This is a genomic window from Paenibacillus sp. SER-28, from assembly GCF_052906305.1.
Map to the genome: position 1 here is coordinate 525,918 of NZ_JBRECM010000001.1, position 25,539 is coordinate 551,456.

A 25,539-nucleotide genomic window follows, 5' to 3' on the forward strand; every position below is an offset into this window, starting at 1 on the left:
GATTAGTGTAGATAAGCGTTTTTTGATGTGTTACTTTGCTATGTTTTCCATCGTTTCATATACATGATCTCAGCCTGCGGGTCAGCCATTTGGATGACTGCCTTAAAACGCTGCAAATCCAACAGTTGAACGCTGTAAACGATGACCATTTGTTCTTTTTTATCCTCAGATTCGCTTTTAATCTTACCCTCTATCTGTGCAGAGCCTCCAACAGGTGTGCTGTGTATACGCAGCCTGCGATATATGGCATCCTCGACGGTTTGCTGTTTCTTGCTGACAACACAAACCATACGCGTCAGACCGGTAAACATCAGCCGGGTCGTTTCATAGGCGGCGAGGCAGGATAAGGCTGAATAGAGAGCTGGCTCCCAGCCTAGCACAAAGCCGGCGGTAATGAGCAGCAGACCATTACACAGCATAACAATCTGTATTAATGGAATCTTACGGTGTGTTAGCAACAATGTGGATGGACGGCCATCGTCAGATTCGTTAAGTCCTAGTGAATCGAGCAGACCACCATGACGAGCTGCCAGCCCTGCGCCAAGACCGATACAGACTCCGCCGCCCAAAGCGCATACGACCGGATGGCCACTCACTGCCGGAAAAGGCGAAAGAATAATGGCTGAGCCCGAAAAGGCGAACAAGCCGGGTAGTGCTCGAAGCAGCATGGGTTTGTGAGTAGACAGAGAATACAGCAACATGAGTGGCAAGTTCAAAACGAATAGCAGTAACCCAAAATGCTCCTGTGTATAAAGCGACATCAGTCTGGAGATCCCCGTGACGCCTCCAGCGATCATATCATGCGGATGTAAAAACAATTCCAGACCGACGGATGCTGTAATTCCACCAATCACCGTATAAAAGACAGGGAACCTGCTCGCATCTCCTGAAGCGGACTTCACAAGCCGCCTCATAGAGTTTCGGCATGTTTTACAGCGTGCGGCATAGCCTTCCCTCCTATGGATTGTCGTATCCAGCTTTTGCAGTTATGCCGAGTTACTTTCTTCCTTTCGTAGGCGGGGGTCCTTGAACTTAAATATTTTGTTTAACATATTAAAGATAGGTTTTGACTGCTTTGTCAGAAGTGGTCCAAGAATCGCCAGTATGAGTACATAGATAGCTGCAAAGGGTTGAACAATATCAAGCAAACCGCCTTCCTTGCCCAAGTTGGCCATGATAATCGAAAATTCACCTCGTGCCACAATGGTCAGACCGATATTTGCTGACGCTTTGGGAGATAAGGAGGCCGTACGCCCAGCCAGCATTCCTGCCCAAATGTTACCAAACAACGTTAGGACGACTGCTGCCAGTGCAAGCCATATCGCGTTTCCTCCCAGGGACAGTGGATCGATGGATAGTCCAAAGCTGAAGAAAAACAGGGCACCGAAGAAATCGCGGAAAGGAACAATTAAATGCTCGATTCGTTTGGCATGTTCCGTTTCGGCCAGTACCAGACCGACCAACAGGGCGCCGATAGCTTCCGCCACATGAATCGTTTCCGAAAAACCAGCCACCAGAAACAGAGAGCCAAAAACAACAAGTCCGAATACCTCATTGGAGCGAATACGGAGAATCCGATTTAACAGAGGGACGGCCTTACGGCCGATAATAATGACTGCAAGCATAAAGCCAAGCGCGATTAGCGCTGATAGCAGCACACCCCCGAGCGAGGATGAATCACTAAGAACCAATCCGGAGAGGATGGAGATGTATACGGCGAGGAAAACATCCTCGAACATAATAATGCCCAAAATCATTTCTGTTTCTGCATTGGCAGTCCGCTTGAGATCTACCAGCACCTTCGCAGCAATAGCACTGGATGATATTGTTGTAATTCCGGCGATAACCAGTGTCTCTGCTACAGGAAAGCCGCTCAGGAAGCCAAGAGCCAGCCCCAGTGTAAAATTGATGCCAATATAAATGGTGCCGCCCACGGCAATGGAACGGCCTGATTTAATTAACCGACCTACTGAGAACTCGAGACCCAAGTAGAAGAGAAGAAACAGCACTCCGATTCTTCCCATAAAATCAATAAATGGGGCGCTTTCGATAAAGCGAAAATCAAAATGCCATAGCTCCATCGCATGCGGCCCAACTGCCATTCCGATCAGGATATAAAAAGGGATGACCGAGAAGCGCAGTTTGGAGGAAATAAGTCCAGCTGCAGCGATGAGAGCAATTGCCAATCCAACCTCAAATACCAGATGATCCATCCAATCACCCGCTTCCGTTCATAAGGATTTGTTTAAAGCGTTTTTGCTGATCGCGTTCCCCAACAACGACTACAGTGGCATCATCGTTAATAATCACTTCAGGACCAGGATTTACATATTTCATTCCTTTTTTCTCCACAATGGCAATAACAGTGGCTCCCGAATTTTGCCTTACATCCAGCTCACCGATGGATTTGCCGACACTTGCATAGTGGGATTCCACTCTATACCATTCGATAATAAAATCATCAAACGTCATTTCTACACTTTCAAGCTGTTTGGGCTTATATGTCATACCCCCGATGATGGAGGCTACCAATCGCGCTTCCTGATCATTCAGGGTTGTCATAGAAATACTTTGTTCCAGATCCTCGTAATCAAAGTGATACAACTCGCGCCTGCCATCATCATGAATAATAATGACAATTCGGTCGCCACTCTCTGCATCTATTCGATACTTAATCCCGATTCCTGGCAAAATAGACTCTCGAATATCCATTTGTAAAGCCTCCTGTACGATACGTTATTTAAATGAATGGTATGGGAAATAAATCACATACTTTGGGAGTGACATGGAAACTTTCTTTTTGTATTAAATTTTATGAATTAACGTAAAAAACCTGGTACATACACTTACGTATTACAATTATTGGAAAATATTAACAAATAGACATGCAAATGTGGTGATGTGCAAGCAAAGGGAGGTTAAGCCACATAACTAGAGGTGAATTTGATGGGGAACAAGTACAATTGCTTCTTTAGTTTGCAAATGACAGGAATAAAAGGCAGACGTAGTTTAGGGATGCTCAATAGCAGCACAAGCGCTATCAAAATGACAAAGGGAAGTGATTTGGCCGCAGCGATCACCAGATGAAGTAAAGGGGAGGATTTGCGTATAGCTGGTTTGGAATGGTGCTCCAGACTGTGAGAATCTGTTTCTAACGAGGAAACATCAGCATGAGGCACAACAGAAGATCCCACAGTAAACTGAAGGGATTGAGTGGTGTCTTCCGCATGAAACGTCACAGGAAGGGACAAAATCTGAACGAGGCTCAATATGACGATCATGAATGTACGCAGCATGTTCAGCATCGTTAACATCTTATCTCCTCCCTCTTGTGAAAAATTCATATTACTATAACCTTAACATACCCCACCCTAAATATTCAAACGTCTTTCGTTATTTTCCATATCACAGTAATTGTTTATAACACGCCAACCGGCTTTTTGAAACTTGATCATCCTCTTTTGGATATGTCTTTCTGTTTCCAGTCGTTCACTTCGTATAACCCTTTAGAGGCCGCCATATACTGAAAGCAGTGATCGAAAGGAGTGAGCCAATGGAACTGTTTACAGTGTGGACCAATACAGACGGAGATCAGGAAACCGACCGGTTTTATGAAGTGGTCAAAAGTAGAACAAAGGGACTACATATGTCACGGCGCGGATTTCGATTCACTTTCAGACAGCTGGACAACAAAGTGGCATGGACCTGCAAGGGCACAGAAAGCAATTCGGCGTTTGAAAGCTTTCTCCCCTGTGTATACAGCATCATGTCTTCGGCAATAGCGGATTATATTATCGAAGTCAAGGAGTGGGGATTGCTCAATCTCATTCTCACCAAAGCCTGTTCGCTGCTGGAGAAAGAGGATACAGAGCAAATTCGCAGTATGATTCGTTCACTGTTAAACGATGATGGCCCGAGAGGCCGTTTGAAGCGTCATGGTAAGCTGACCACTCTCCTGGAGAAGGATTTTAAGGAGCTTCATGTGATCAATTTGGAAGGACTGATTCAATTTAGGCTCCATGCGTATAAAAAAGAGCTTGAAGAAATCGTCGACTATGCCATGGAAGAATTCTGGGCAGATCGGCAATACGAAGAATTTATGGGGCTGCTTAAATATTTTGTTTTTTTTCAGGAAAGCAAAGTTCCGCTCGTACACGTACTTCACCAAGGCGGACATAATTTTACGATTCTGGATAGTGCCATGGTACCCATACCGACTCCTGATGCAGATGACATCATTGTCGAGATGCCAGGCATTGAACTAGAAATGGAGGTCGAAGATCGAATCGTAAGCACCCTTATTTCGATTTCTCCTGCTTCCATTATATTGCACACAGACGATGAGCACACCCCCATAGTGCGGACACTCCTGCATATTTTTGAAGATAAAGTGAAGCTGAGCAGACTTTATCCAGGTCAGGATGTTCAAAAATAATAATCTTTTCGTATAAACCAATGGATTTCTGGAAAGCCTTTGCCTCAAGGGGAGGTTTTTTATGAGATCCATGTTGGTATGGAAACGGATTTTGGGAACCGTGTTAATTGCAACCTGTCTGGTATTGCCCGGCAATGAAGTTTACGGTCACAAAGAACCGGTCCAGCATAAAAAATGGCAGTCCGCACCTGTTTTGGCTCCACGCGAGGAGCAGGTTATTACGACCATGACGGTCACGGCAACAGGATATACAGCAGGCTATGAATCGACTGGCAAACGGCCAAGTCATCCCGGCTACGGTATTACGTATTCCGGTGTAAAAGTGCGTCGTGACAAGAACACTCTGTCTACGATTGCGGCTGATCCCAAAACGTTTCCTTTGGGGAGCATATTGTACATTCCAGGTTATGGATACGGGATTGTAGCAGATACAGGTTCTGCGATTAAGGGCAATAAAATTGACTTGTATTTTAAAACAACCCGGCAGGTGTATTCTGAATGGGGCAAGAAAGATGTGGATGTTCAAATTATAAAAAAAGGGAACGGAAAATGTACGGAAAAGATGGTAAAATCGCTCCAAAAAGCGATAGAAACGCATAAAACCATTCCGAGTGCGACACTGGATGCTTCCATATAATCCTTGAATATTGTTTTTTCCAACATCACATACTATGTTGCGGGATAAGCTTATCCCACAAAACATACTGGGAGGTTGAGAATTATGCCAAATCAAGGCGGAAGTTCTTTCACGAACAACTTCAAGGCAAGCACAGGAAATCAGTTCAAAGCGGAATTTGCACAAGACAATACGGTAGGTGTCGTTTCACAAAAGGTAAAGCAGTCTGAACAAAATAAAATTCAAGACAACTTCCAGACACCAAATGAGAAGTATGATGAAGAATTTGCAACAGATCAAGGCGGTACAGGTGCAGTAGCGCAAAAAGTTCAAAACTCCAGTCGCAACAAAATTCAAAACAATGCTCAAACACCGAACGAAAAGTTCGACGAAAACTTTAACACGAAATAAAAAAGCATATACAATCGATAATGCTCCGGATTATATCCGGGGCATTTCGTTTTAAGTGAAAGTGATTAGGTACAATAGGTCTAAGGTTTTATCTCCTTTTTAATTTTTTTTAAGGTGGAATTAAGGTTTAAAGCGCAAAATAAAGTCAGTTAAACAACACCACCTTGAAGCATAGGGTTTGGGAGGAGATATACAATGGACGAATTTAAAAATAATAACTCCGGACGCCGGAACGACAACGATCAGGTTGATACCGATAACGCAACTCGGCAAAACGATTCGAACGGTTCCTCATATTATTATTCTTACGGCCCTTTTTCTTCAGTTCAATCGGACGGACAACGTAAGGAAGGGCAGCCGGTGGAAAAGGATGTTGAGATTACGCCACCGCAGGCAGTGAGACCTCTTCCTCCCTCTTACCATCGGGCTATGCCTGAGCAACAGGATGGTTCGGGTCGGAATGGTGGCAACTGGCAATTCAAACCGAATAAGCCCAAGTCGCAGGTGAAAACAATATTCTTATCTTTTTTGGCCGGGATGCTGGTCATTACGGTATTGATGTATACAGCTGACCGAACAAATATGTTCACACCCGAGACGGCGTTGACTTCGGCGGCAGCTGAAAGCGGAGAAACGACTAATTCAGGAACCACCAGCTCGACTCCAAGCGCAGTTCCGGCTGTGATGCCTTCAGGTACCGCTGATGTTCAATCTGTTGTGGCAAAGGCTGGGCCGGCAGTCGTTAAAATCGAAACGCTTGCCAAACAAACCAGTGGTAGCAGTGGCAGACAAAGCAGCCCTTATTACAATGACCCGCTGTATCAATACTTTTTCGGTAATCAGTATGGTGACAGTGGCAGCAGCGGTAACAGTAATGAAAATGAAGGTAGCAACAGCGGGCAGCTGACTCCGCTTGGTATTGGTTCTGGTTTTATTTTTGATAAATCGGGTTACGTCCTAACCAACAACCATGTTGTTGAAGGCGCGAGTGTGGTTCAGGTTACAGTAGAGGGAACTAATAAGCCTTATGAAGCCAAAGTCTTGGGCAAAAATGCTGATCTTGATTTGGCGGTACTTAAAATTGAAGGCAAAAACAACTTTCCGACAGTAATTTTGGGTGACTCCGATAACGCTAAAGTCGGCGAATGGATGGTCGCAATCGGCAACCCTGAAGGCTTTGAACATTCGGTAACAGCCGGGGTGCTAAGTGCGAAAGAACGTACGATCACCATTAATAGTGAATCGACTGGAAAACCGACGCAATACAAGCATCTCATTCAGACGGATGCGTCCATTAACCCTGGTAACTCTGGCGGACCGCTATTAAATCTGCAAGGGCAGGTTATCGGTATGAACGTAGCTGTTAGTGCAGACGCACAGGGGATCGGGTTTGCGATTCCGTCCAATACGATTTTGGAAGTCGTCGATAAGCTGAAAAATAACCAGCCTATCCCGAAAGAACCTGTACCTTTCATTGGTGCAAGTCTGTTAAATTTGAGTCCTGAAGTAGCCAAAGAACTGGGTACATCTCTGACCGAAGGCTCGGTTGTACGGGATATTATATACAAATCACCAGCTTATCAGGCCGATCTGCGTCCTTACGATGTGATTATCGGAGCGAATGGCACGCCTTATAGCACATCACAAGAGCTGATCCAGTTCATTCAAAAACAAAAAGTGGGTACAGCGCTGACACTTAACATCGAACGAGCTGGGCAGAAAAAAGATGTTCAGCTGAAAATTGGCAACAAAAATGACTTTAGCTCGACGCTTCAGCAATAGATGAAAACTCTTCAAAAATGAACAAGTGCACGTAAGAAACGGAAGGAAGATCCCTTCCGTTTCTTTCTGTATGAAGCAGCCAGATGCTACACGCGTCTACTCCTGCTACAATAGAAGGAAAAGAAGAGATAAAGGAGTTCGATCGTGTATGCGTTCTACTATTCTAATCATTGATGACGATGAAAAAATTGTTTCCATGCTGCGCAGAGGGCTGGCATTTGAAGGCTATGAAGTGCTGACAGCCGCCAATGGAGCAGAAGGATTAAATAAAATGTTGACAGCTGAGCCTGATGTGGTCGTGCTAGATGTAATGATGCCGCAGGTCGATGGTTTTGAGGTATGTCGTCGTATGCGGGAGGGTGGAAGTACAGTACCTGTCCTGATGCTTACAGCCAAGGATGAGGTTGAGAATCGGGTTAAGGGCTTGGATCTAGGGGCCGATGATTATCTCGTCAAGCCGTTCGCTCTAGAGGAGCTGCTGGCGCGAGTGCGAGCGCTTTTGCGGCGTAAAACCGAACAACAGGACAATAACGGAAATCGGCTTACCTTCGAGGATTTACAACTGGATAACGAATCCCGCGAAGTGGTTCGTGGCGGCAAACGTTTGGAACTGACGGCCAAAGAATTTGAACTGCTCCATTTGTTCATGCAAAACCCGAAGCGTGTTCTGTCGCGTGATCTGATTATGGACAAAATTTGGGGCTATGACTATAGCGGAGAATCGAATGTGCTGGAAGTATATATTGCCATGCTACGACAAAAAACGGAGCAGGATGGCGGTAAACGACTCATTCGTACAATTCGGGGAGCTGGCTATATTTTAAGAGGTGATATGTAATATGTCTATTCGGTGGCGGCTGACGGCCTGGTATTCGAGCATCTTGGCTATAGTACTAGTCATTTTTGGTCTGGTTACTTACGGACTAGTATATTACTACACATATAATGAAGTGAAAAGTCAGCTTATGACTCAGGCGCCACAGATTAACAAGCAATTACGCCTTATTATAAAAGGGGGATTGTTTGAAGTCCCCAACCTGGATTTGGGATTAGAGCAGGGACGTGGAATAGATGACTCACAGCTCTATGTACAAATTTACAATTATACGTCTGGTGTAACGAAAACGACCCAAAATATGAAAGACCTCAGTATCACCTTCCCTGTTCCATCTACAGCGGCAGGAGCAGTTCAAAATGAGGGAATTCGACGTGTGAACGTCAATGGGGATTCCTTTATGATTATTCAACAGCCGATCAAATCCGAGGAGCTGGGCTTGGTGGTCGGGCTGCTACAGGTAGGACAATTCACGGGCTCTCAGGACCGACTCATGAACAGGTTACAAAATGTGCTTGTATACGGCTCGTTGTTTGCATTACTCGCTGCTGCGACTTCAGGTCTCTTTCTGGCTCGCAAGTCTATGAAGCCGCTGGTCAAGGTCATTGAGGGGGCTAATCAGATTCAATCCAGTAATGATTTGAGTGTTCGGATTGAATATGACGGACCACATGATGAAATTGGCCAATTAATCGGGACGGTTAACAACATGCTGGGGCGCACAGAGGTGTTTTACAAGGAGCTGGAAGATGCGTACGGTGCACAGCGCCGTTTTGTGGCTGATGCTTCCCATGAGCTTCGTACGCCGCTAACGACGATCCGTGGCAACGTTGATTTTTTGCTCAAAATGTGGACTACCGAACCAGGAGAGCGACCGAATATGGATGAAGAGATGATTCGCGAGCTTTCTATGGAGGCATTAAATGACATGGCGGATGAAGGCAAACGGATGAGCCGTTTAGTGAGTGATATGTTGTCACTCGCGAGAGCGGACACAGGGAAAACGTTCGATAAGACTCCCGTTGCGCTGGAACCACTTGTAAGTGAGGTTGCCCGTCGTGCTCAGTTTTTAGAGCGAACGGCCGAATGGAATGTGGGAGATTTTTCATTGCTGAATGGTATTTATATGGATGGCAGCAAGGATTATTTGCAGCAAATGCTATTCATTTTCATTGATAATGCATTCAAATACACACCTGAGGGCACAGTCCGATTTGATGCCATTGTTTATCAAGGACAGGTGGGCCTACGGATCAGTGATACGGGCATTGGAATGGACAAGAGTGAGGTTCCCTTTATTTTTGACCGCTTTTACCGGGCAGATGAATCACGCGGGGTGACAGAGGGAATTGGGTTGGGGCTATCTATTGCCAAGTGGATTATTGATGAACATCACGGGTCTGTGGAAGTGGTTACGCGCCAAGGAGAAGGAACGACATTTGTCATCTGGCTTCCGGTCAGCTTTTCCGCGCCTTTGGAATAGGCTATAATAGGAAGGCAACTACATCATAGAATTGGCCGGTAAAGGCTAGGATGCCCACAGCTACCGAGTTATCGGAGCTGTATACTGTGTCGAAGAAAGCGGGGGCTCATTTTGGAAGTACTCAGAATTTCGCCCCGGGGTTACTGCTACGGCGTAGTCGATGCCATGGTATTGGCTCGTCAGGCAGCCAGAAATCTGGACTTACCCCGGCCTATTTATATATTGGGCATGATTGTGCATAACAGTCATGTCACCAATTCCTTTGAAGACGAAGGGATTATTACACTGGACGGCCCGAACCGCATGGAGATTTTAAGCCAGGTAGAGAGCGGCACTGTTATCTTCACTGCTCATGGCGTATCACCAGAGGTTCGCAAGCTGGCACGAGACAAGGGGCTGACTACGGTAGACGCGACTTGCCCTGACGTCACAAAGACGCATGATCTGATTCGGGAGAAGTCTGCCGAAGGCTATCAGATTGTTTATATTGGCAAAAAGAATCATCCAGAGCCAGAAGGAGCTATCGGTATTGCTCCTGATCATGTTCATCTGATTGAAAAAGAAGAAGAGATTGACAGTCTTACGTTGCCAGCTGGCAAAATTCTTATCACGAATCAGACGACCATGAGCCAATGGGACATCAAGCACATTATGAAAAAGCTGCTGGAGAAGTTCCCGGGTGCTGAGATACACAATGAAATCTGTTTGGCGACGCAGGTACGTCAGGAAGCGGTAGCTGAGCAGGCTGGACAGGCGGATCTGGTGATCGTTGTCGGTGATCCGCGCAGTAACAATTCAAACCGATTGGCTCAGGTTTCGGAGGAGATTGCTGGTACAACAGCTTATCGTATTTCTGATGTAACCGAGCTGAAGAGAGAGTGGCTTGAAGGTGTAGCCAAAGTGGCTGTGACTTCTGGGGCTTCAACGCCGACACTGATTACCAAAGAGGTTATTACGTATTTGGAGCAGTATGACGCGGCTAACCCGGATACGTGGGAGATTCAGCGAACCATAGATATGAAAAAACTGCTGCCTCCTGTACGAGAGAAGTCAAAAACAACGAAATAGTATGTGATTGATTACAGCCGTTATTTGGATACAACCATCCGGATAGCGGCTTTTTAAATTGTTTTAATTTGTAGATATTATCCGGTTAGCTTCATTAAGTTAGAATATTGAATAAATCGGGATAATTAAGCCTTGACGAGTATAGCTAAAACAGGTATAGTTGCTTTAACGAATAAAAGCTTAAAAGCGAACAAGCGTCTAAGTGCCATAATATTAACCTATATGTTGGTTTATAAAATATGTTTCATAGAGAGGAAGAAAAAAATGATCGTTATCGCTGGTGTTCAAACACCTGAAGAGCATATTCAAGCTATTGTTGAAGTTATTGAGAAAGAAGGATTGCAGGCTCATGTATCAAGGGGATCGGATCGCACGATCATCGGACTGATCGGTAGCGTAGAACCCAAGCTGGCTGAACATCTGCGTCAAATGAAAGGCGTAGAAAATGTGGTTAAAATATCGAAGTCCTATAAATTGGCCAGCCGTGATTTTCATCCGGAAAATACGGTTATCTCTATTAAAGATGTAAATATCGGCGGGGGCGAGCTTGTCATTATGGGTGGACCATGTGCTGTTGAGTCTGCTGCACAGATAGATGAAATTGCCGGATTGGTCAAAGCTGCAGGCGCGCAAGTTCTCCGTGGGGGGGCTTTTAAGCCGCGTACAGGGCCATACAGCTTCCAAGGAACGGGTGTAGAAGGTTTAATCATGATGGCTGAGGCGGGGCAAAAGCACGATCTCTTGACCATCACAGAGGTCATGACACCTGAATACGTAGACATCTGCGCGGAATACGCCGATATTCTGCAAGTAGGAACACGTAATATGCAAAACTTTGATTTGCTGCGCAAGCTGGGTACTTGCGGCAAGCCAGTATTGCTCAAGCGCGGTTTCAGCTCGACCTATGATGAGTTCTTGAATGCTGCTGAGTACATCTTGGCAGGCGGCAATCCGAATGTTATGTTGTGTGAGCGCGGTATTCGTACATTCGAAACCTACACTAGAAATACGCTCGACTTGTCCGCGATCCCTGTTTTGCAACAGTTGAGCCATTTGCCGGTCATTTCCGATCCTAGCCATGGCACAGGTAGACGTGAACTGGTTGTTCCTATGACGAAGGCTTCGGTAGCTGCCGGAGCGGATGGTTTAATTATTGAGATGCATACAGACCCTGACAACTCGATGACGGGTGACGGCGTACAATCCCTGTTCCCAGATCAATTTTCAGATTTGCTAAAAGATTTGGAAATATTGGCTCCTGCTGTGGGGAAAACATTTCACACGCCTACTACCATTGCTTAAAACCAATATTCAACATTAATGCATAAAAGTTTTGCTGCAACGCAGTAATTAGATTTAAATTGCCTAAAAGCCCGATGTTTCGGGCTTTTTGTGCTATTCAAATGTTATCAAGGGCGTAAGCATATCTAACATTAGTTTAAAAAATACCTTACATAGCTATTGACCCGTGTCATGTTTGAGATTTATAATGACGACAGAAAAAAACATTCGATCATGAACATTTCAGGGTTGTATAAGACTTAATGTTCGGAAAAATTGGGAGGAAGAAGACATGTCCGTTGAAAACGTATTGAAAACAATTCAGGAAAATAATATTGAGTGGGTAGATTTTCGTTTTGTAGATTTGTCTGGTCGTGCTCACCATATTTCATTGCCAGCTTCCGAAGTAGATGAAGAGACATTTGTTAACGGTGTTGCTTTCGACGGTTCTTCCATTCCCGGCTATCGTGGCATTGAGGAATCCGACATGGTTATGCTGCCCGATCCAGAAGCGGTTTTTATCGACCCTTTCACTCAGCATCCTACACTGAATATCCTGTGTGACATTGCTACGCCAGACGGCGAAAAATACGACCGCGATCCTCGCGGCATCGCAAAAAAAGCTGAGGCATTTCTGCAATCGGCAGGAGTGGGCACAGCAGCATTTTTTGCACCTGAGTCCGAGTTTTTCATCTTTGATGATGTACGCTACGAAAGCGGCATGAACAGCTCCTCCTTCTTCGTAGATTCCGAGGAAGCAGCTTGGAACACGAACCGTAAGGAAGAAGGCGGTAACCTGGGCTTTAAAGTGGGGGTGAAGGGCGGATATGTACCTGTAGCGCCAGTAGACACCCAACAAGATATCCGTAGTGAAATGTGCCGTTTGCTTGAAGAAGCAGGTCTGAGAATTGAGCGCCATCACCATGAGGTAGCTACGGCAGGCCAAGCGGAAATCAACTTCCGTTTTGATACACTCAAGAAAACAGCAGACAACCTGCTCGTTTATAAATACATTGTACACAACACAGCTCGTCAATATGGTAAAGTGGCAACATTCATGCCGAAACCGATTTTTGGGGATAACGGAAGCGGTATGCACGTTCACCAATCTATTTTCGATGGCGACACTCCTTTGTTCTACGAAAAAGGTGGTTATGCTAATCTGAGCGAAATGGCTCTTCATTACATTGGCGGTATTCTGTACCACGCACCTGCGTTGATCGCTTTGACCAACCCAAGCACCAACTCGTTCAAACGTCTCGTTCCTGGCTACGAAGCACCAGTTAACCTGGTATTCTCCAAAGGTAACCGTTCTGCGGCTGTACGTATTCCAGTAGCAGCTGTTACTCCAAAAGGCTGTCGGATCGAGTTCCGTACACCGGACTCCACAGCTAACCCTTACCTTGCCTTCTCAGCAATGCTGATGGCGGGTCTGGATGGCATCAAGCGCAAACTGAACCCAATCGAATTGGGATATGGTCCACTTGACAGCAACATCTACGAGCTGTCTGACGCTGAAAAAGGTAAAATCCGTAGCGTACCTGGCTCATTGGATGAGGCTCTGGACGCTCTGGAAGCTGACTACGAATTCTTGACTGAAGGCGGCGTATTTACGAAGGACTTTATTGATAACTATGTAGAGCTCAAACGTTCTGAAGCTAAATCGGTGAATATCCGTGTTCATCCACACGAATACAGCCTGTATTTTGACTGCTAATAAGTCGATAGCATAGCTGCTTTGAATAACAAGCATTAGCTTACGGGTAACAGTTGTTATTCAAAATAGGTCTCCGGTCTTATGCCGGGGACCTTTTAATATTAAAGTGAAAATCACAGAATAAAGATGTTAAATATATTGACATTCACAACTCTGTCACATCATAAATGAAATTGAAAACATTTTTATACAAGTCTTGAACGCATTTATGAATACTGCTATCATAGCGATAATATCCACACCAGAGTAGAGAAGGGATGGGAATTTGTTGAGTAAGAGAGCCTACAATTTTAATGCAGGACCAGCGGCATTGCCGCTTAAAGTACTAGAACGTGTACAAGCTGAATTCGTAGATTTCCAGGGAACAGGGATGTCGATCATGGAAATGTCTCACCGTGGAGCTGTGTATGAATCTGTTCATAATGAGGCGCAGGAACGCCTGTTATCTCTGCTGGGCAATCCACAAGGCTACAAGGTGTTATTCCTACAAGGTGGTGCAAGTACGCAGTTTGCGATGCTGCCTTTAAATTTCTTGCGCGAAGGACAGACTGGGAGCTATGTAATGACAGGTAGCTGGTCGGACAAGGCATATAAAGAAGCCAAGCTACTGGGCAAGGCTCATGTTGCTGCATCCTCCGCTGATGAGAAGTACATGCGTCTTCCGAATGTGGATTCCTTGGACTTGCCTGAGAATACTGCTTATGTGCATATGACGTCCAACGAAACGATTGAAGGTACACAATTTAAGCAATTCCCGGATACGGGTTCCGTACCCTTGATTGTGGACATGTCCAGTGATATTTTTTGCAAGCCTTTTGATGTTACTCAATTTGGATTGATTTATGCTGGCGCACAAAAAAATCTGGGACCTTCTGGTGTGACGGTCGTGATTGCCCGTGAAGAGTTGCTGACTTCCTCACCGGACAATATTCCTACGATGTTGCGTTATAGCACATATGAAAAAAATAACTCTCTCTACAATACTCCCCCATCCTTTGCCATATACATGGTGAATGAAGTGCTGAAATGGATTCAGGAAGAAGGCGGTTTGGAAGGCATTGAGCGTGTGAACCAGCAGAAAGCTGCTTTGCTATACGACCGTATTGACAGTAGCGAAGGCTTCTATCGTGGTTGTGTGGACAGCGCTGATCGCTCTATCATGAATGTAACCTTCCGCCTCGCGAATGAGGATCTGGAAAAACAATTTATTAAGGAATCCGAACAGGCCGGATTTATCGGACTGAAGGGACATCGCAGTGTAGGAGGGCTTCGCGCCTCGATCTACAATGCTGTTCCACTGGAGAACTGTCAAGCATTAGCCGAGTTTATGGACGGATTCAAGCAACGTAACAGTTGATTACACGGACATATATTTCGATACACGATATTTGAAATCGAAAATGTAAATGTAGAGCCTTCCCTGAATGTGTATAGGGGAAGGCTTTTAGTGGTGTGGGTTGAAATTTTTGTCGTTTGATGTTCATATCTGTCTGATTTTGTTAAAATAAAAGAATGTGTATGTTTTCAATGTATACACTTTGGTTAAACTGTAGGTTATTTGTCTGATGAATTTAAAATGAAGGGAACGAAACGTGATGCCATTACATATTGTGCTTGTCGAGCCGGAAATCCCGGCTAACACAGGGAATATTGCTAGAACGTGTGCTGCAACCGGAACTCATCTACATCTGGTAAAGCCACTGGGCTTCCGTACCGACGATGCCACGTTAAAACGGGCCGGACTTGATTATTGGTATGCTGTCCACATTGAATATCATGAGTCTTTTGCTGAAGTGCAGGAGAAATATCAGGAAGGTCGCTTTTTTTATGCGACGACCAAAGCGAATCAGCGATATAGTGATATTGCATTTCAGGATGGAGACTTCTTGGTATTTGGTAAAGAAACGAAAGGTTTGCCGCCAGAGCTGCTAGCTGCTAATCCAAATACATGCATCAAGATGCCTATGTCAGATAAAGTAAGATCTCTAAACTTGTCGAATTCCGCTGCGATTATCGTATATGAAGCGTTGAGACAAATGGATTTTCCAGGTTTATCGTAAAGAACATCGAGTGAACAAGTATAAATGCGAATAAAGAACCAGGACCTTAGTTGGTAATAAAAGTTTCACCTATATTGCTCAAATCTATATGATAGTGGAACTTAAATAAAGGTTGTACGGTCAAAAATTTGCGAAATTTCTCAGCGAGGGCTAATGATAATTGGCTTTCCGGTCGATAAAAATATTATAGACATTCTGTACCATACTTTGATATGGTTCATGATTTTATGAAAAAATGTAATAAAATTTCCTGTGATCAGCAGGATTCGACAAAAAGACAGCGAATACTACATAAAGAATAGTGTCTTTGTACCTAGTTTTTCGCATGGAAAGAAAATTGTAAGTTATTACTTAATAGGAGAGGTGTACGATCACGATGAAACCTGCCGGTGTGGTACGTAAAGTTGATCAGCTGGGAAGAATAGTTTTGCCTAAGTCACTGCGTAAAAGATATCAAATGAATGAGGGAGATCCTGTCGAAATTTTGGTTCAGGGTGACCACATTATTTTGGAGCGTTATCGTCCAAAATGTGTATTCTGCGGGTCAGTAGAACAAGTGAACGATTTCAAAGACCGTTATATTTGTGCTCAATGCCTGACAGAAATGACACAGTATTCCTCCTAAATGAGGCAAAAGCATCACGACATTCGTTCGTGATGCTTTTTTTCGGATAGAGCCGTACGTCGGCAAGCATATTTAATTTGTTAGCAGACTACACATAGCTATTTATAGAACAAAAAATGAGTAGGGACTGGACGCAAATTACCATCTGACGGTTTGTTTACGACTCGACCGTTAAGTATAAGCGACGAGGAACCGCCTCCGTCCAAATTATAGGCATCTTGAACACCTAGATTGTACATTTTTCCTTGCAGTTCTTCGAGCGTCGCGCCCGAACCCCCGCTTTCATTGTAGCCGTCTACGACAATAATGAGTAACTGATCATCTTTATAGTTGCCAATGACCGTACGTGGGGCCCGCTTGGGGGAGACTTTCCATTTGTCAGGAATAGGCATTTTTTGTCCTCTTTGCAGCAGGACGGGAACGAAGGTAGCACCAAAGGCAGGCTTTAAGCTGTCAAGAGCACCTTGACTGTAAAATTTGCCACCGATAAGCTTGCCATCGTTACTCAGTCCGACGAAGGACAAATCCTTAAAACTGGACTGAAAGCCAGTAAGGTAGTGGCCGTTCAAGACAGTAGTGCTTAATGGATAGCGTTTGCCGTCTCCATCCGCAAAGCCGCCTGCATTGATGCCTGCAATAGCTCCGTGTCTCAAGACTGCACGCATGGTGGTTTCCGAGCCACCCAATTTGTCACTTCCCAAAGACATTTTCATAGCAGTAGGATCTTTAAGTTTGACCTTCATAGCGTAGCCATGATAAATTCCCGGGTTTACCTTAAATAATTCAATGGTAATCCGATTGCTATCTACCCGCTCATAGGGAACCCCCAGTTTGGCGGTGATGCGTCGATCATAGATGATCGCGGGCCGCTTGGACTGCGTAGAGGCAGTCACGACAAGCTGATTCATCGTTTGAGTCGTTTGCTTGTATAGCTCAGAAGTCCGGCGAATTGTAGACAAGGTGTATGTTGCCGTTTGCTTGGCTTCATCAAGCTGCTTGCCTACTGATTGCATTTGTAGAGTGACTTCAGCTTTTTGCAAACTCAAAGAAGTAGACCCAGGAAAGCTCAATGAGGGATGCACTAACAAAATATACCCCAACAAGCCGATAAAAGGAGCAAGGGCCAACATAAAGAACCGGTTCACTTGTTTTGCGTCTACATTCATTTTAGCAAGTCCATTTTTTTCTGAAGTGTATTGAGCTGCTGCTTGACTTCGTTTAATTGGGTATACAGTTTGTTGCTGTTATCGGTCTTATTGTTTGCATTATCCTTAGTAAAGGTCAGTAGTTCATTGAAGGACTGGACTTTTCCCTGCAATCCGCTAACTTCCTTGGAAAGAGCAGTCAGTTGCTTTTCATAGTCAGATTTGAGTGCTTGAATCTGTTGGTCTGTATGGGTCTGCATCTCGTTTAGCATTTGCTGCTTCAAGTGATTGCTATACAGATAGGTTGCGAGAGCACCTAATATAATAAGAATGAACCAAAATAGCAGAAAAGCCTTTACGGGTAACCCCTTTCTTGAATTACTCCGCCGAGCTTCGGCAGGAGGACGTTCAGGTGAAGCTTGCATACGATTTTCAACTCCCGTGTAAAGTCAAATTTCCAGTCTTTATTTGCAGTACCAATTCTATCATGGGCCTATTTATTTCGCAAAAGCGAAATAGTCGTATAAAAATATTGGAAAAAGAGATTGCATCGGAAGGAAGTCCTAGGATACAATTTCCTTAAACGTTTTTCGCTTCCTATACGTTCATATTCGCGCAATTTCTACATATGCAATCCCTAATTTTAGAATTATTTTCGCTACTAACTATGTATTTTTTTGTAAACTCAGGAGGTTTAGATATGAGAAAAGTATGGCAGGTGGTCATCATAGATATCCATCCTACAAGTATGCTGGGAACAAAGCTTATTTTGGAAGACCAGCAGGATTTGCTTGTCAGAGGGATGTCTTCCTCCGGAACGGAAGGCTTGGAGCTGGCTTGCTCCATTCGACCGGAAATCATTTTAATGGACTACAGGTTGCCTGAGGGAACGGCGGAACCATTTTTGACACAAATGCGGGCCTTGTCTCCGGACAGCCATATTGTTATTATGACGGATGAGGATAATATTACGTTGTTTCAGCAGTTAATTTCGCTTGGAGCAAATGGAATGTTATCCAAACAGGCATCACCGAGCCAGTTAATCCATTTGATCAACGGTTTGCGCGAAGGATTTGCTTCTTTACCAATGGATTGGATTCGGTGTGGAAACTGGCCCTTTATACCGTTAATGGCATCCGAGCCTTTTGACGAATTGACACAAACCGAAGTGTTTATTATGGAACGTATTGTACAAGGAATTACATATGACAAAATTGCTATCGAGATCGAAGTTAGCCGGCGCTCCATTGATAATTATCTACGTAAAATTTATGCGAAATTAGGCGTGTCCAGCCGGGCGCAGGCGATTGAACGTTATGCCTTATATGCGCGTCAGATGAAGCAGCTATATGCCTGATGCGTCAGCCCGGAGATCATGACCTATTTTTCAGGAGAAGGAGGATGTTCATGCAATATTCCTTTGCTTCACGAACGGCTGCGATGTTGGCTTCTCCAGTGCGTCATATCCGGGAAAATGCGAGAAGACACTCCTTTATATCTCTGGCTGAAGAACTACCTGCACAAGAGCTGTTTCCGGTGAAGCTGCTGGAAGAAGCGGCCCATGATGTGTTTGGCTCCGGCCCTGACGCCCTCCAGTATGGTGAACCGGAGGGCTATTTCCCTTTGCGAGCATGGCTTGCGGGAGAGTGGGAACAGCGTAAAGGAGTAAGAGTACCACCAGGTCAAATCCTCCTCACGACAGGCAGTCAGCAGGCCATTGACCTGATCATAAGGCTGATGGTGGATGAGCGTGATCCGGTATTGGTCGAAAACCCTACGTCTCCTGGATGTTTACAAGTGCTATCTATGCAGGGTGCTCAGATCGTTCCTGTAGAATCAGATGGGGAAGGTGTCATTCCTGATAAGCTTGAAGCTTTAATGATCCGTTATCGACCCAAGCTTTTTTTTGCCACGCCGACGTTTACGAATCCGACGGGCTCCTTATGGAGCGCGGCTAGGCGGCAGGAAATTTTGGACCTGTGCAGGCATCATGAGGTGTTAGTAGTTGAGGATGATTCTTATGGTGAATTGCATTTGAAGCAAAAAAATGAGTTCCATGACAAGAGTCCACATGGTCAGAGTCGAAAATTTGCAGAGACTTACCCCTCTCTATTTGCGCTGGATCATGCGGGTCAGGGCGGCCAAGTGCTCTATATCGGTTCGTTCAATAAAACAGTTGCTCCTGCGCTCAGAACGGGTTGGGCTGCTGGTCCTGCGCCGCTGATTGAAGGAATGTACGCCTTGAAGCAGCTGGCTGATATGCAATCCAGTACGATGAACCAACGGTTGTTGTTCCAATTGCTGACCAGCTCGCGTTTTCAATGGCACGAGCACTTAGCGATGCTGAACAAGGAATATTCGACTCGACTTCAATTAATCTTGGAGCTGCTCAAGCGCCCGTTTTGGAAAGACGTGACGTATCATATTCCGTCCGGTGGCATGTATGTATGGGTGCAGTTGCCCGATGGGCTGGACAGCGCATTGCTGCTAAAGGCGGCGTTACCCAAAGGCGTAGCCTTTATGCCAGGTGCACTATGTGCGGTTGGCAGTGAAGGCGCGTCCCATATTCGCCTTAATTTTAGCCATCCGGGCCGTGAGCAATTGCTTATGGGCATGAATCTGATCGGTGAGACGATTAGCGAATTTACTGCGCGGAGCTAGCGAAAACCATCGCCCCATGTCAGTCATCCTCCGCTTCCACAACAACGGTGGAGTAAGTGATTGGCGCTTCCGCAATCTGGAGCTGTCCACTGTCCTCGTCAAGCTCTGCGTCTATTTCAGCGGCCGTTTTTATGCCATGCTCTTGCAGTACTGCCGCATACTCGTTCAGGGCAGCTTCGCCAAACGGAGTCAGTCGATAGCGGCCGCGGGATACGCGCTCAAACCAGCCGTAGTAGTTGTGCTGAAGTACGGCAGCAGCTGTGCTGACGGCTGCTATGCGAGCGAGCTGCGCCGGGGCAGCTTCCCCCAAGCCCTGCAAGGCTGCGGCTACGCGCAGCGCTTTTTCCCGGTAGGCAGTGACCAGCTTGCGTCGGGTGCTGCCGCCGGTATTGTGGTCACCGCTGCGTGCGTGAAATTCCCGCAGCAGCTTTTCCTTGCGCGAGCCGTGGCGTACCGTTGCTGCATTGTGGACATTGTCGCTATGCGCCGCAGGCTTACACAGTACCTCAACGAGCGGCGGCTTCGTTTTAAAATGGGTGACGGTGAGCAAGCCAAGTCCCAACTGGCGGCACAGTCCGACCAGCTCGTTCCAGCGTTGATTCACGGCCCCTTTTTTGGCACGATTTCGTTCTACAGCTACATATACATTGCTGCTTAGTTTCAAACGCTGCATGCCTTGCAGCACAAGCGCCAGGTTAAACGTCTTTTTGATCTCCACAATCAATGGTGTCTGTTGCCCTGGCTTGATACCCACCAAATCGCAGTTGCGCACCTCTCCTTTGACTTCATATCCCAAGTTCTCAAAAAAGGCTTTCACTGGAGCGTACAGCTCCGTCTCATGCCGAACCGCCATGACTTCTCCCGCTCCTTTATCCCATTATTCCGAGCTTATATTGTACCATAATGCGTCAGGTCCGCGTCGTTGTTGTATATTTTAGCACAGTGTATCCCTTGGTTTTTTCGAAAAAGCAGAGAGACCTGTCACAAAAAATAGGTCAATTCTGAAATCAATCTGCATAGGTATGTATTACACTTTTTTTAAGGGGATTGCATCATATCCTGAAAGGCGTGACGAGTGTAGCCATAATCATCAGGAGTGGAGGATAGTCATTACGCAGTCATGGGAGGAACCGAGCATGAATATTTTTGAACGCGTTGCGGAGTACCGGGCGGAAAACAACCGTCTGGCCTGGAGCGGCACTTTTAGAGAGTATATTGAGATACTCAAGAAAGACCCGACGCCGGCGATGACAGCTCATGCACGGGTTTACAAGATGATTGAATCTTTTGGTGTAGAAGAGGTTGGGGGACATAAGCGATACAAATTTTTTGAGCAGGAGATCTTTGGACTGGATCGAGCGCTGGAAAAATTGGTGGAGGAATATTTCCATTCCTCAGCCAGGCGGCTCGATGTTCGCAAGCGTATCCTTCTTTTGATGGGACCCGTTAGTGGGGGGAAATCGACACTGGTCACGTTGTTAAAACGTGGTCTGGAGAAATTTTCAAGAACGGATCAGGGAGCCGTATACGCGATTGAAGGCTGCCCCATGCACGAGGACCCGCTGCATCTGATTCCCCATGAGCTGCGTCCCGATTTTGAAAAGGAGCTGGGTGTACGGATTGAAGGAAATCTCTGCCCATCCTGCCAGATGAGATTGCGCACGGAATTTGATGGTGATATTGAAAAGGTCCGCGTGGAGCGGGTATTTATATCGGAAGAAAACCGGATTGGTATTGGTACGTTCAGCCCTTCTGATCCGAAGTCACAGGATATTGCTGATTTGACGGGCAGCATCGACTTTTCCACGATTACAGAGTATGGTTCGGAATCCGATCCGCGTGCGTATCGGTTTGACGGAGAATTGAACAAAGCGAATCGTGGACTGATGGAGTTTCAGGAAATGCTGAAATGCGATGAGAAGTTTTTGTGGAATTTGCTTTCTCTGACCCAAGAGGGAAATTTTAAGGCTGGGCGGTTTGCGCTCATCAGTGCAGATGAACTGATCGTGGCTCACACCAATGAATCCGAGTATAAAAGCTTTATTGCAAACAAAAAGAACGAGGCGTTGCAATCACGGATGATTGTAATGCCGATTCCTTATAACCTGAAAGTATCTGAGGAAGAAAAGATTTACGCCAAGCTCATTGATCAAAGTGATATGAGACATATCCACATTGCGCCTCATGCGCTGAGAACGGCTGCCATTTTCTCCGTGCTTACCCGCTTGAAGGAGACGAAGAAACAGGGGATGGATCTGGTCAAAAAGATGCGCATGTATGACGGTGAAGAGGTCGAAGGATACAAGGAAGCCGATCTGAAGGAAATGCAAAGTGAGTTTCTGGAGGAAGGTATGTCCGGGGTAGACCCGCGGTACGTCATTAATCGTATTTCTAGTGCATTGATTAAGCAAAATGTGGAATCCATCAATGCCCTAGACATTTTACGAGCAATTAAGGATGGTCTGGATCAACATGCCTCCATCACAAAGGAAGAACGGGAGCGGTATCTGAATTTCATTTCCGTGGCTCGTAAGGAATATGACGAATTGGCGAAAAAAGAAGTGCAGAAGGCCTTTGTGTACTCTTTCGAGGAATCAGCCAAGACGCTGTTTGACAACTATTTGGATAACATCGAAGCTTTTTGCAATTGGGCGAAAATTCGCGATCCGCTCACAGATGAGGAACTCGACCCGGATGAGCGGCTCATGCGCTCTATTGAGGAGCAAATCGGGGTATCGGAAAATGCGAAAAAAGCGTTCCGTGAAGAAATATTAATCCGTATTTCCGCGTATTCTCGCAAGGGACGAAAGTTTGAGTATCATCATCATGATCGGCTGCGAGAAGCCATTGAGAAGAAGCTGTTCGCCGATTTGAAGGATATTGTGAAGATTACGACTTCGACCAAAACGCCTGACGCTAATCAGCTCAAACGGATGAATGAGGTGATTAAGCGACTGATTGAGGAGCACGGCTACACAGGAGCCAGCGCCAACGATCTGTTAAGGTATGTAGGTAGCCTCCTGAATCGGTAAGACGAATAATAAACAAGTACAGTATGGTGAAACCATGGGTTGATCTGGATGGTGTCATACGGTTGTGAGGTATCCGATGAACGTGTTTCGTAGAGGGAATTCGGCAAGCACAGGGGATTTCAGGTGCTGCCGGATTCTTTTTTTTGTATCATTAAGCAGTTGAGTTTATATATAATTTTTCTGAAATTGCTATGAAAAAAATCATAATCAATCTTCTGCTTTTTTAACATTTTCTAAAAAGTTGCCGATAAATATGGTAATGTAAAATCTATGTAAACTATTATTTGGAGGAACTTATGATTCATGTCGCGGAGAGTAGATTAAAACAGATACAATATATTGGTATTACTGATGATGATTTGGCTTTATTGCATCATTATCAGGGACTATTCCAATCTATTGTGAATGAGGTGGTCGATCGGTTTTATGAGCATGTAGAAAAGGTTCCGCATCTCATGTCGATTATTTCCAAATGGTCGAATATTGAACGACTAAAACAAACACAACGTGAATACTGGCTTTCTCTCGCAGATGGAAAAATAGATGATCAGTTTATCGAACACCGTCTTTTTGTGGGGCAGGTACATTCCCGAATCGGATTGTCTTCCGATTATTATTTAGGCACGTACATTGCTTATCTTGATATTGCAGTCGACATTTTAAAGCGTTCGGGGATAGAGGATTGGTTTTCTATTGTGCATGCTCTTTCCAAAATGTTCAACCTGGATTCCCAGCTTGTACTGGAAGCTTATCAGGAAAAGGAAAAGGAACAAATCAACGAGCTGGCCGACGAACAAACGCAGGTGCTGACCGTTGTGTCCCGAATTGCGCAAAATTTGACCGGGATGATTGCTGAGCTTAGGGAAAATACGGATAATATCGCGGAGAGTGCCTGCAACACTGCTTCTTCGCAGGAACATACAGAGGAATTGGTACAGCATTTGAGTGACGAGATTAAGCATATTGAGCAGATGAGTGGTACGATCCGGGAACTGTCCGATCAGACTCATCTGCTGGGACTGAATGCGGCGATTGAAGCTGCCCATGCGCAGGAAGCAGGGCGCGGGTTTCAAATTGTGGCACAGGAGGTGCGAAAGCTTGCATCTAATTCGAAGCAAGCACAGGAGCAAATTCAGCGCAAGGTGCTGGATATTGCCCGTATGCTTGACAGTGTGCAATCCGAAACAGCTGTCACAACAGCCAGTGCCCGGCAACAGGCTTCCAGCTCAGAGGAATTGGCTTCGTTCACAAAGCTGATCGAAAACATGGTGAAGGAATTGGAAATGCTGCAGCACTCCTCGGAAATGCTAAAGGTGTAAGATGTGGCTTGAAGGCTATCCTTACGTTGGAGGCTTCACTACTGTAACGATTCAGTCATAGACTTTTTCCATTCTATATGAGCCGCAAGTACTCTTTTCCATAACTCGTCCCGTTCCTGGCGACTGTAGTTAACGAGCGGCTCGCCAAATACATCTGCCAACACTTCCAGCCACTGCGACTTCTTATCCAGTTCTATTTTTTCCAAACTGTGTAGCCCGCGTCTTTTCCAAATACATCCTCTGAGTTCATTCGCCTCTAATGCTTGCCTTTGCCGAATCAGAAACAGATTAAACCATGGAGATTCCGCTGAGCGGCTATAGAAATGATGTTTCGGCATAAATTCTTCCAAATCCTGAACAACCGCAGGGGCAAAATCAACGCCAACAAATGAAGCAAGCGAGTCATGCTCTAAGCGCCAACCTTTTGTAACAACTCCGGATTCCATAACTTTATAATGAAGAGGGGCTTGTTCATAAGTCCCCATACGGAGTGGAAGAGGCTCATATGGCATATCGCCTAGCCCGACATCAACGATCCATACTTCATCTTCATGATGCTCATTTAGCAAGTTCACTGTTAGTCCAAGATGAAATGAATTAATGCGTGGTTCAGCTCCCAGAGGTTGTACCCCGGCACGATGCAGAGAGACTTTGTACCCTAGTGAATATAGTAGTGCACTAAAGGCACCATTCAGATGAAAACAATAACCACTTCTCCCATGTAGAATGAGTTGAACGGATTCTTGAAAGCCAATGGCTGCCGGCTTCCTTGCAAAAATGTCCAATGTTTGCCATGAAAGATGTTTTACATGAGCCTTATGCAGTTCAACTAAATAGGAAAGGGTAGGAGGCTGAATTTCGGGAATTCCGATTCTGTTTAAATAAGCTTTTATTTCTTCTTTTGTCATGGTGTACATGTACCATCACCTCTATTGTTAGTTTCCCAAATTCTCTTATCGAAACCATAAGCATTGAGTCTTAGCATCATTGTAGAAGGGGGAAGTGCTGTTTACAATGCTATATATTTTTGGTTGTACCGGTACAGTCAGCAATTCGATTGGCTTTAGCG

The 25,539-nt window shown here is 45.3% G+C and carries 24 protein-coding genes; 16 read left to right on the forward strand and 8 right to left on the reverse strand.

The annotated features are described in order from the left end of the window. Positions 1-38: 38 nt before the first annotated feature. The 4 genes from ACUYLD_RS02480 to ACUYLD_RS02495 all read right to left on the reverse strand — a co-directional run bounded on the left by ACUYLD_RS02480 (position 39) and on the right by ACUYLD_RS02495 (position 3,314). Complete coding sequence (locus ACUYLD_RS02480; protein ID WP_446674343.1) at positions 39-902, reverse strand: YitT family protein; 864 nt, start codon at positions 900-902, stop codon at positions 39-41. A gap of 84 nt (positions 903-986) precedes the next feature. Further along, entirely contained in the window at positions 987-2,213 is a 1,227-nt protein-coding gene (locus tag ACUYLD_RS02485; protein ID WP_023987794.1) for a cation:proton antiporter, read from the reverse strand. Positions 2,214-2,217: 4 nt separating this feature from the next. Then, the gene (locus ACUYLD_RS02490) at positions 2,218-2,712 is read right to left on the reverse strand and encodes a cation:proton antiporter regulatory subunit (protein ID WP_013309426.1); all 495 of its coding nucleotides are present in this window, start codon (positions 2,710-2,712) and stop codon (positions 2,218-2,220) included. Positions 2,713-2,918: 206 nt separating this feature from the next. After that, positions 2,919-3,314: a hypothetical protein gene (locus ACUYLD_RS02495; protein ID WP_446674344.1), complete on the reverse strand. Its 396-nt coding sequence runs from the start codon at positions 3,312-3,314 to the stop codon at positions 2,919-2,921. A gap of 239 nt (positions 3,315-3,553) precedes the next feature. Between ACUYLD_RS02495 and ACUYLD_RS02500 the strand changes: the two genes are divergently transcribed. From ACUYLD_RS02500 to ACUYLD_RS02555, 12 genes are all read left to right on the forward strand, one after another. Next, positions 3,554-4,435 (forward strand): putative sporulation protein YtxC, encoded by an 882-nt coding sequence (locus tag ACUYLD_RS02500; RefSeq protein WP_061829150.1) that lies wholly within the window; start codon positions 3,554-3,556, stop codon positions 4,433-4,435. A 61-nt stretch (positions 4,436-4,496) separates the two neighbouring features. Continuing rightward, positions 4,497-5,072 (forward strand): 3D domain-containing protein, encoded by a 576-nt coding sequence (locus ACUYLD_RS02505; protein ID WP_061829151.1) that lies wholly within the window; start codon positions 4,497-4,499, stop codon positions 5,070-5,072. 84 nt (positions 5,073-5,156) lie between these two features. After that, entirely contained in the window at positions 5,157-5,462 is a 306-nt protein-coding gene (locus ACUYLD_RS02510; protein WP_446674345.1) for a hypothetical protein, read from the forward strand. A gap of 195 nt (positions 5,463-5,657) precedes the next feature. Next, entirely contained in the window at positions 5,658-7,244 is a 1,587-nt protein-coding gene (locus tag ACUYLD_RS02515) for a S1C family serine protease (protein WP_446674346.1), read from the forward strand. A 148-nt stretch (positions 7,245-7,392) separates the two neighbouring features. Further along, positions 7,393-8,082, forward strand: coding sequence for a response regulator transcription factor (locus ACUYLD_RS02520; protein WP_069291490.1), 690 nt, complete (start codon positions 7,393-7,395; stop codon positions 8,080-8,082). Between the two features lies 1 nt (position 8,083). Beyond that, complete coding sequence (locus ACUYLD_RS02525; RefSeq protein ID WP_446674347.1) at positions 8,084-9,562, forward strand: sensor histidine kinase; 1,479 nt, start codon at positions 8,084-8,086, stop codon at positions 9,560-9,562. 111 nt (positions 9,563-9,673) lie between these two features. Further along, a complete protein-coding gene (locus tag ACUYLD_RS02530) occupies positions 9,674-10,630 on the forward strand; it encodes a 4-hydroxy-3-methylbut-2-enyl diphosphate reductase (protein WP_013309434.1) in 957 nt (318 codons plus the stop codon). 264 nt (positions 10,631-10,894) lie between these two features. Next, the gene (gene aroF, locus ACUYLD_RS02535) at positions 10,895-11,932 is read left to right on the forward strand and encodes a 3-deoxy-7-phosphoheptulonate synthase (RefSeq protein WP_446674348.1); all 1,038 of its coding nucleotides are present in this window, start codon (positions 10,895-10,897) and stop codon (positions 11,930-11,932) included. A 271-nt stretch (positions 11,933-12,203) separates the two neighbouring features. Next, positions 12,204-13,628, forward strand: coding sequence for a type I glutamate--ammonia ligase (gene glnA / locus ACUYLD_RS02540; protein ID WP_061829159.1), 1,425 nt, complete (start codon positions 12,204-12,206; stop codon positions 13,626-13,628). Positions 13,629-13,893: 265 nt separating this feature from the next. Continuing rightward, on the forward strand, positions 13,894-14,985 hold the full coding sequence (gene serC, locus ACUYLD_RS02545; RefSeq protein ID WP_250261956.1) for a 3-phosphoserine/phosphohydroxythreonine transaminase: 1,092 nt from the start codon (positions 13,894-13,896) through the stop codon (positions 14,983-14,985). 238 nt (positions 14,986-15,223) lie between these two features. After that, positions 15,224-15,688, forward strand: a complete 465-nt coding sequence (gene trmL, locus ACUYLD_RS02550; RefSeq protein WP_061829161.1) for a tRNA (uridine(34)/cytosine(34)/5-carboxymethylaminomethyluridine(34)-2'-O)-methyltransferase TrmL — start codon at positions 15,224-15,226, stop codon at positions 15,686-15,688. A 376-nt stretch (positions 15,689-16,064) separates the two neighbouring features. After that, the gene (locus tag ACUYLD_RS02555) at positions 16,065-16,313 is read left to right on the forward strand and encodes an AbrB/MazE/SpoVT family DNA-binding domain-containing protein (protein ID WP_013309439.1); all 249 of its coding nucleotides are present in this window, start codon (positions 16,065-16,067) and stop codon (positions 16,311-16,313) included. Positions 16,314-16,411: 98 nt separating this feature from the next. On the opposite strand, the gene ACUYLD_RS02560 is transcribed toward ACUYLD_RS02555, so the two are convergent. Together ACUYLD_RS02560 and ACUYLD_RS02565 are read right to left on the reverse strand one after the other, a co-directional pair. Further along, positions 16,412-17,479: a phosphodiester glycosidase family protein gene (locus tag ACUYLD_RS02560; RefSeq protein ID WP_103048231.1), complete on the reverse strand. Its 1,068-nt coding sequence runs from the start codon at positions 17,477-17,479 to the stop codon at positions 16,412-16,414. Then, on the reverse strand, positions 17,476-17,883 hold the full coding sequence (locus tag ACUYLD_RS02565; RefSeq protein WP_013309441.1) for a hypothetical protein: 408 nt from the start codon (positions 17,881-17,883) through the stop codon (positions 17,476-17,478). The genes ACUYLD_RS02560 and ACUYLD_RS02565 overlap by 4 nt, the downstream gene beginning before the upstream one ends. A gap of 275 nt (positions 17,884-18,158) precedes the next feature. On the opposite strand from ACUYLD_RS02565, the gene ACUYLD_RS02570 reads away from it, so the two are divergent. Continuing rightward, positions 18,159-18,815: a response regulator transcription factor gene (locus ACUYLD_RS02570; RefSeq protein WP_220027414.1), complete on the forward strand. Its 657-nt coding sequence runs from the start codon at positions 18,159-18,161 to the stop codon at positions 18,813-18,815. 50 nt (positions 18,816-18,865) lie between these two features. Then, a complete protein-coding gene (locus tag ACUYLD_RS02575) occupies positions 18,866-20,119 on the forward strand; it encodes an aminotransferase-like domain-containing protein (RefSeq protein WP_061829165.1) in 1,254 nt (417 codons plus the stop codon). 19 nt (positions 20,120-20,138) lie between these two features. Here the strand turns inward: ACUYLD_RS02575 and ACUYLD_RS02580 are convergent, their stop codons facing one another. Further along, a complete protein-coding gene (locus ACUYLD_RS02580; RefSeq protein ID WP_069291494.1) occupies positions 20,139-20,972 on the reverse strand; it encodes a DUF2161 domain-containing phosphodiesterase in 834 nt (277 codons plus the stop codon). Positions 20,973-21,255: 283 nt separating this feature from the next. Between ACUYLD_RS02580 and ACUYLD_RS02585 the strand changes: the two genes are divergently transcribed. Then, positions 21,256-23,151: a PrkA family serine protein kinase gene (locus tag ACUYLD_RS02585; RefSeq protein WP_165176125.1), complete on the forward strand. Its 1,896-nt coding sequence runs from the start codon at positions 21,256-21,258 to the stop codon at positions 23,149-23,151. Positions 23,152-23,447: 296 nt separating this feature from the next. Beyond that, positions 23,448-24,470 (forward strand): globin-coupled sensor protein, encoded by a 1,023-nt coding sequence (locus ACUYLD_RS02590; RefSeq protein ID WP_061831409.1) that lies wholly within the window; start codon positions 23,448-23,450, stop codon positions 24,468-24,470. A 38-nt stretch (positions 24,471-24,508) separates the two neighbouring features. Here ACUYLD_RS02590 and ACUYLD_RS02595 read toward each other — a convergent pair whose 3' ends face one another. Next, the gene (locus tag ACUYLD_RS02595; RefSeq protein WP_446674349.1) at positions 24,509-25,387 is read right to left on the reverse strand and encodes an arylamine N-acetyltransferase family protein; all 879 of its coding nucleotides are present in this window, start codon (positions 25,385-25,387) and stop codon (positions 24,509-24,511) included. Positions 25,388-25,539: the final 152 nt, after the last annotated feature.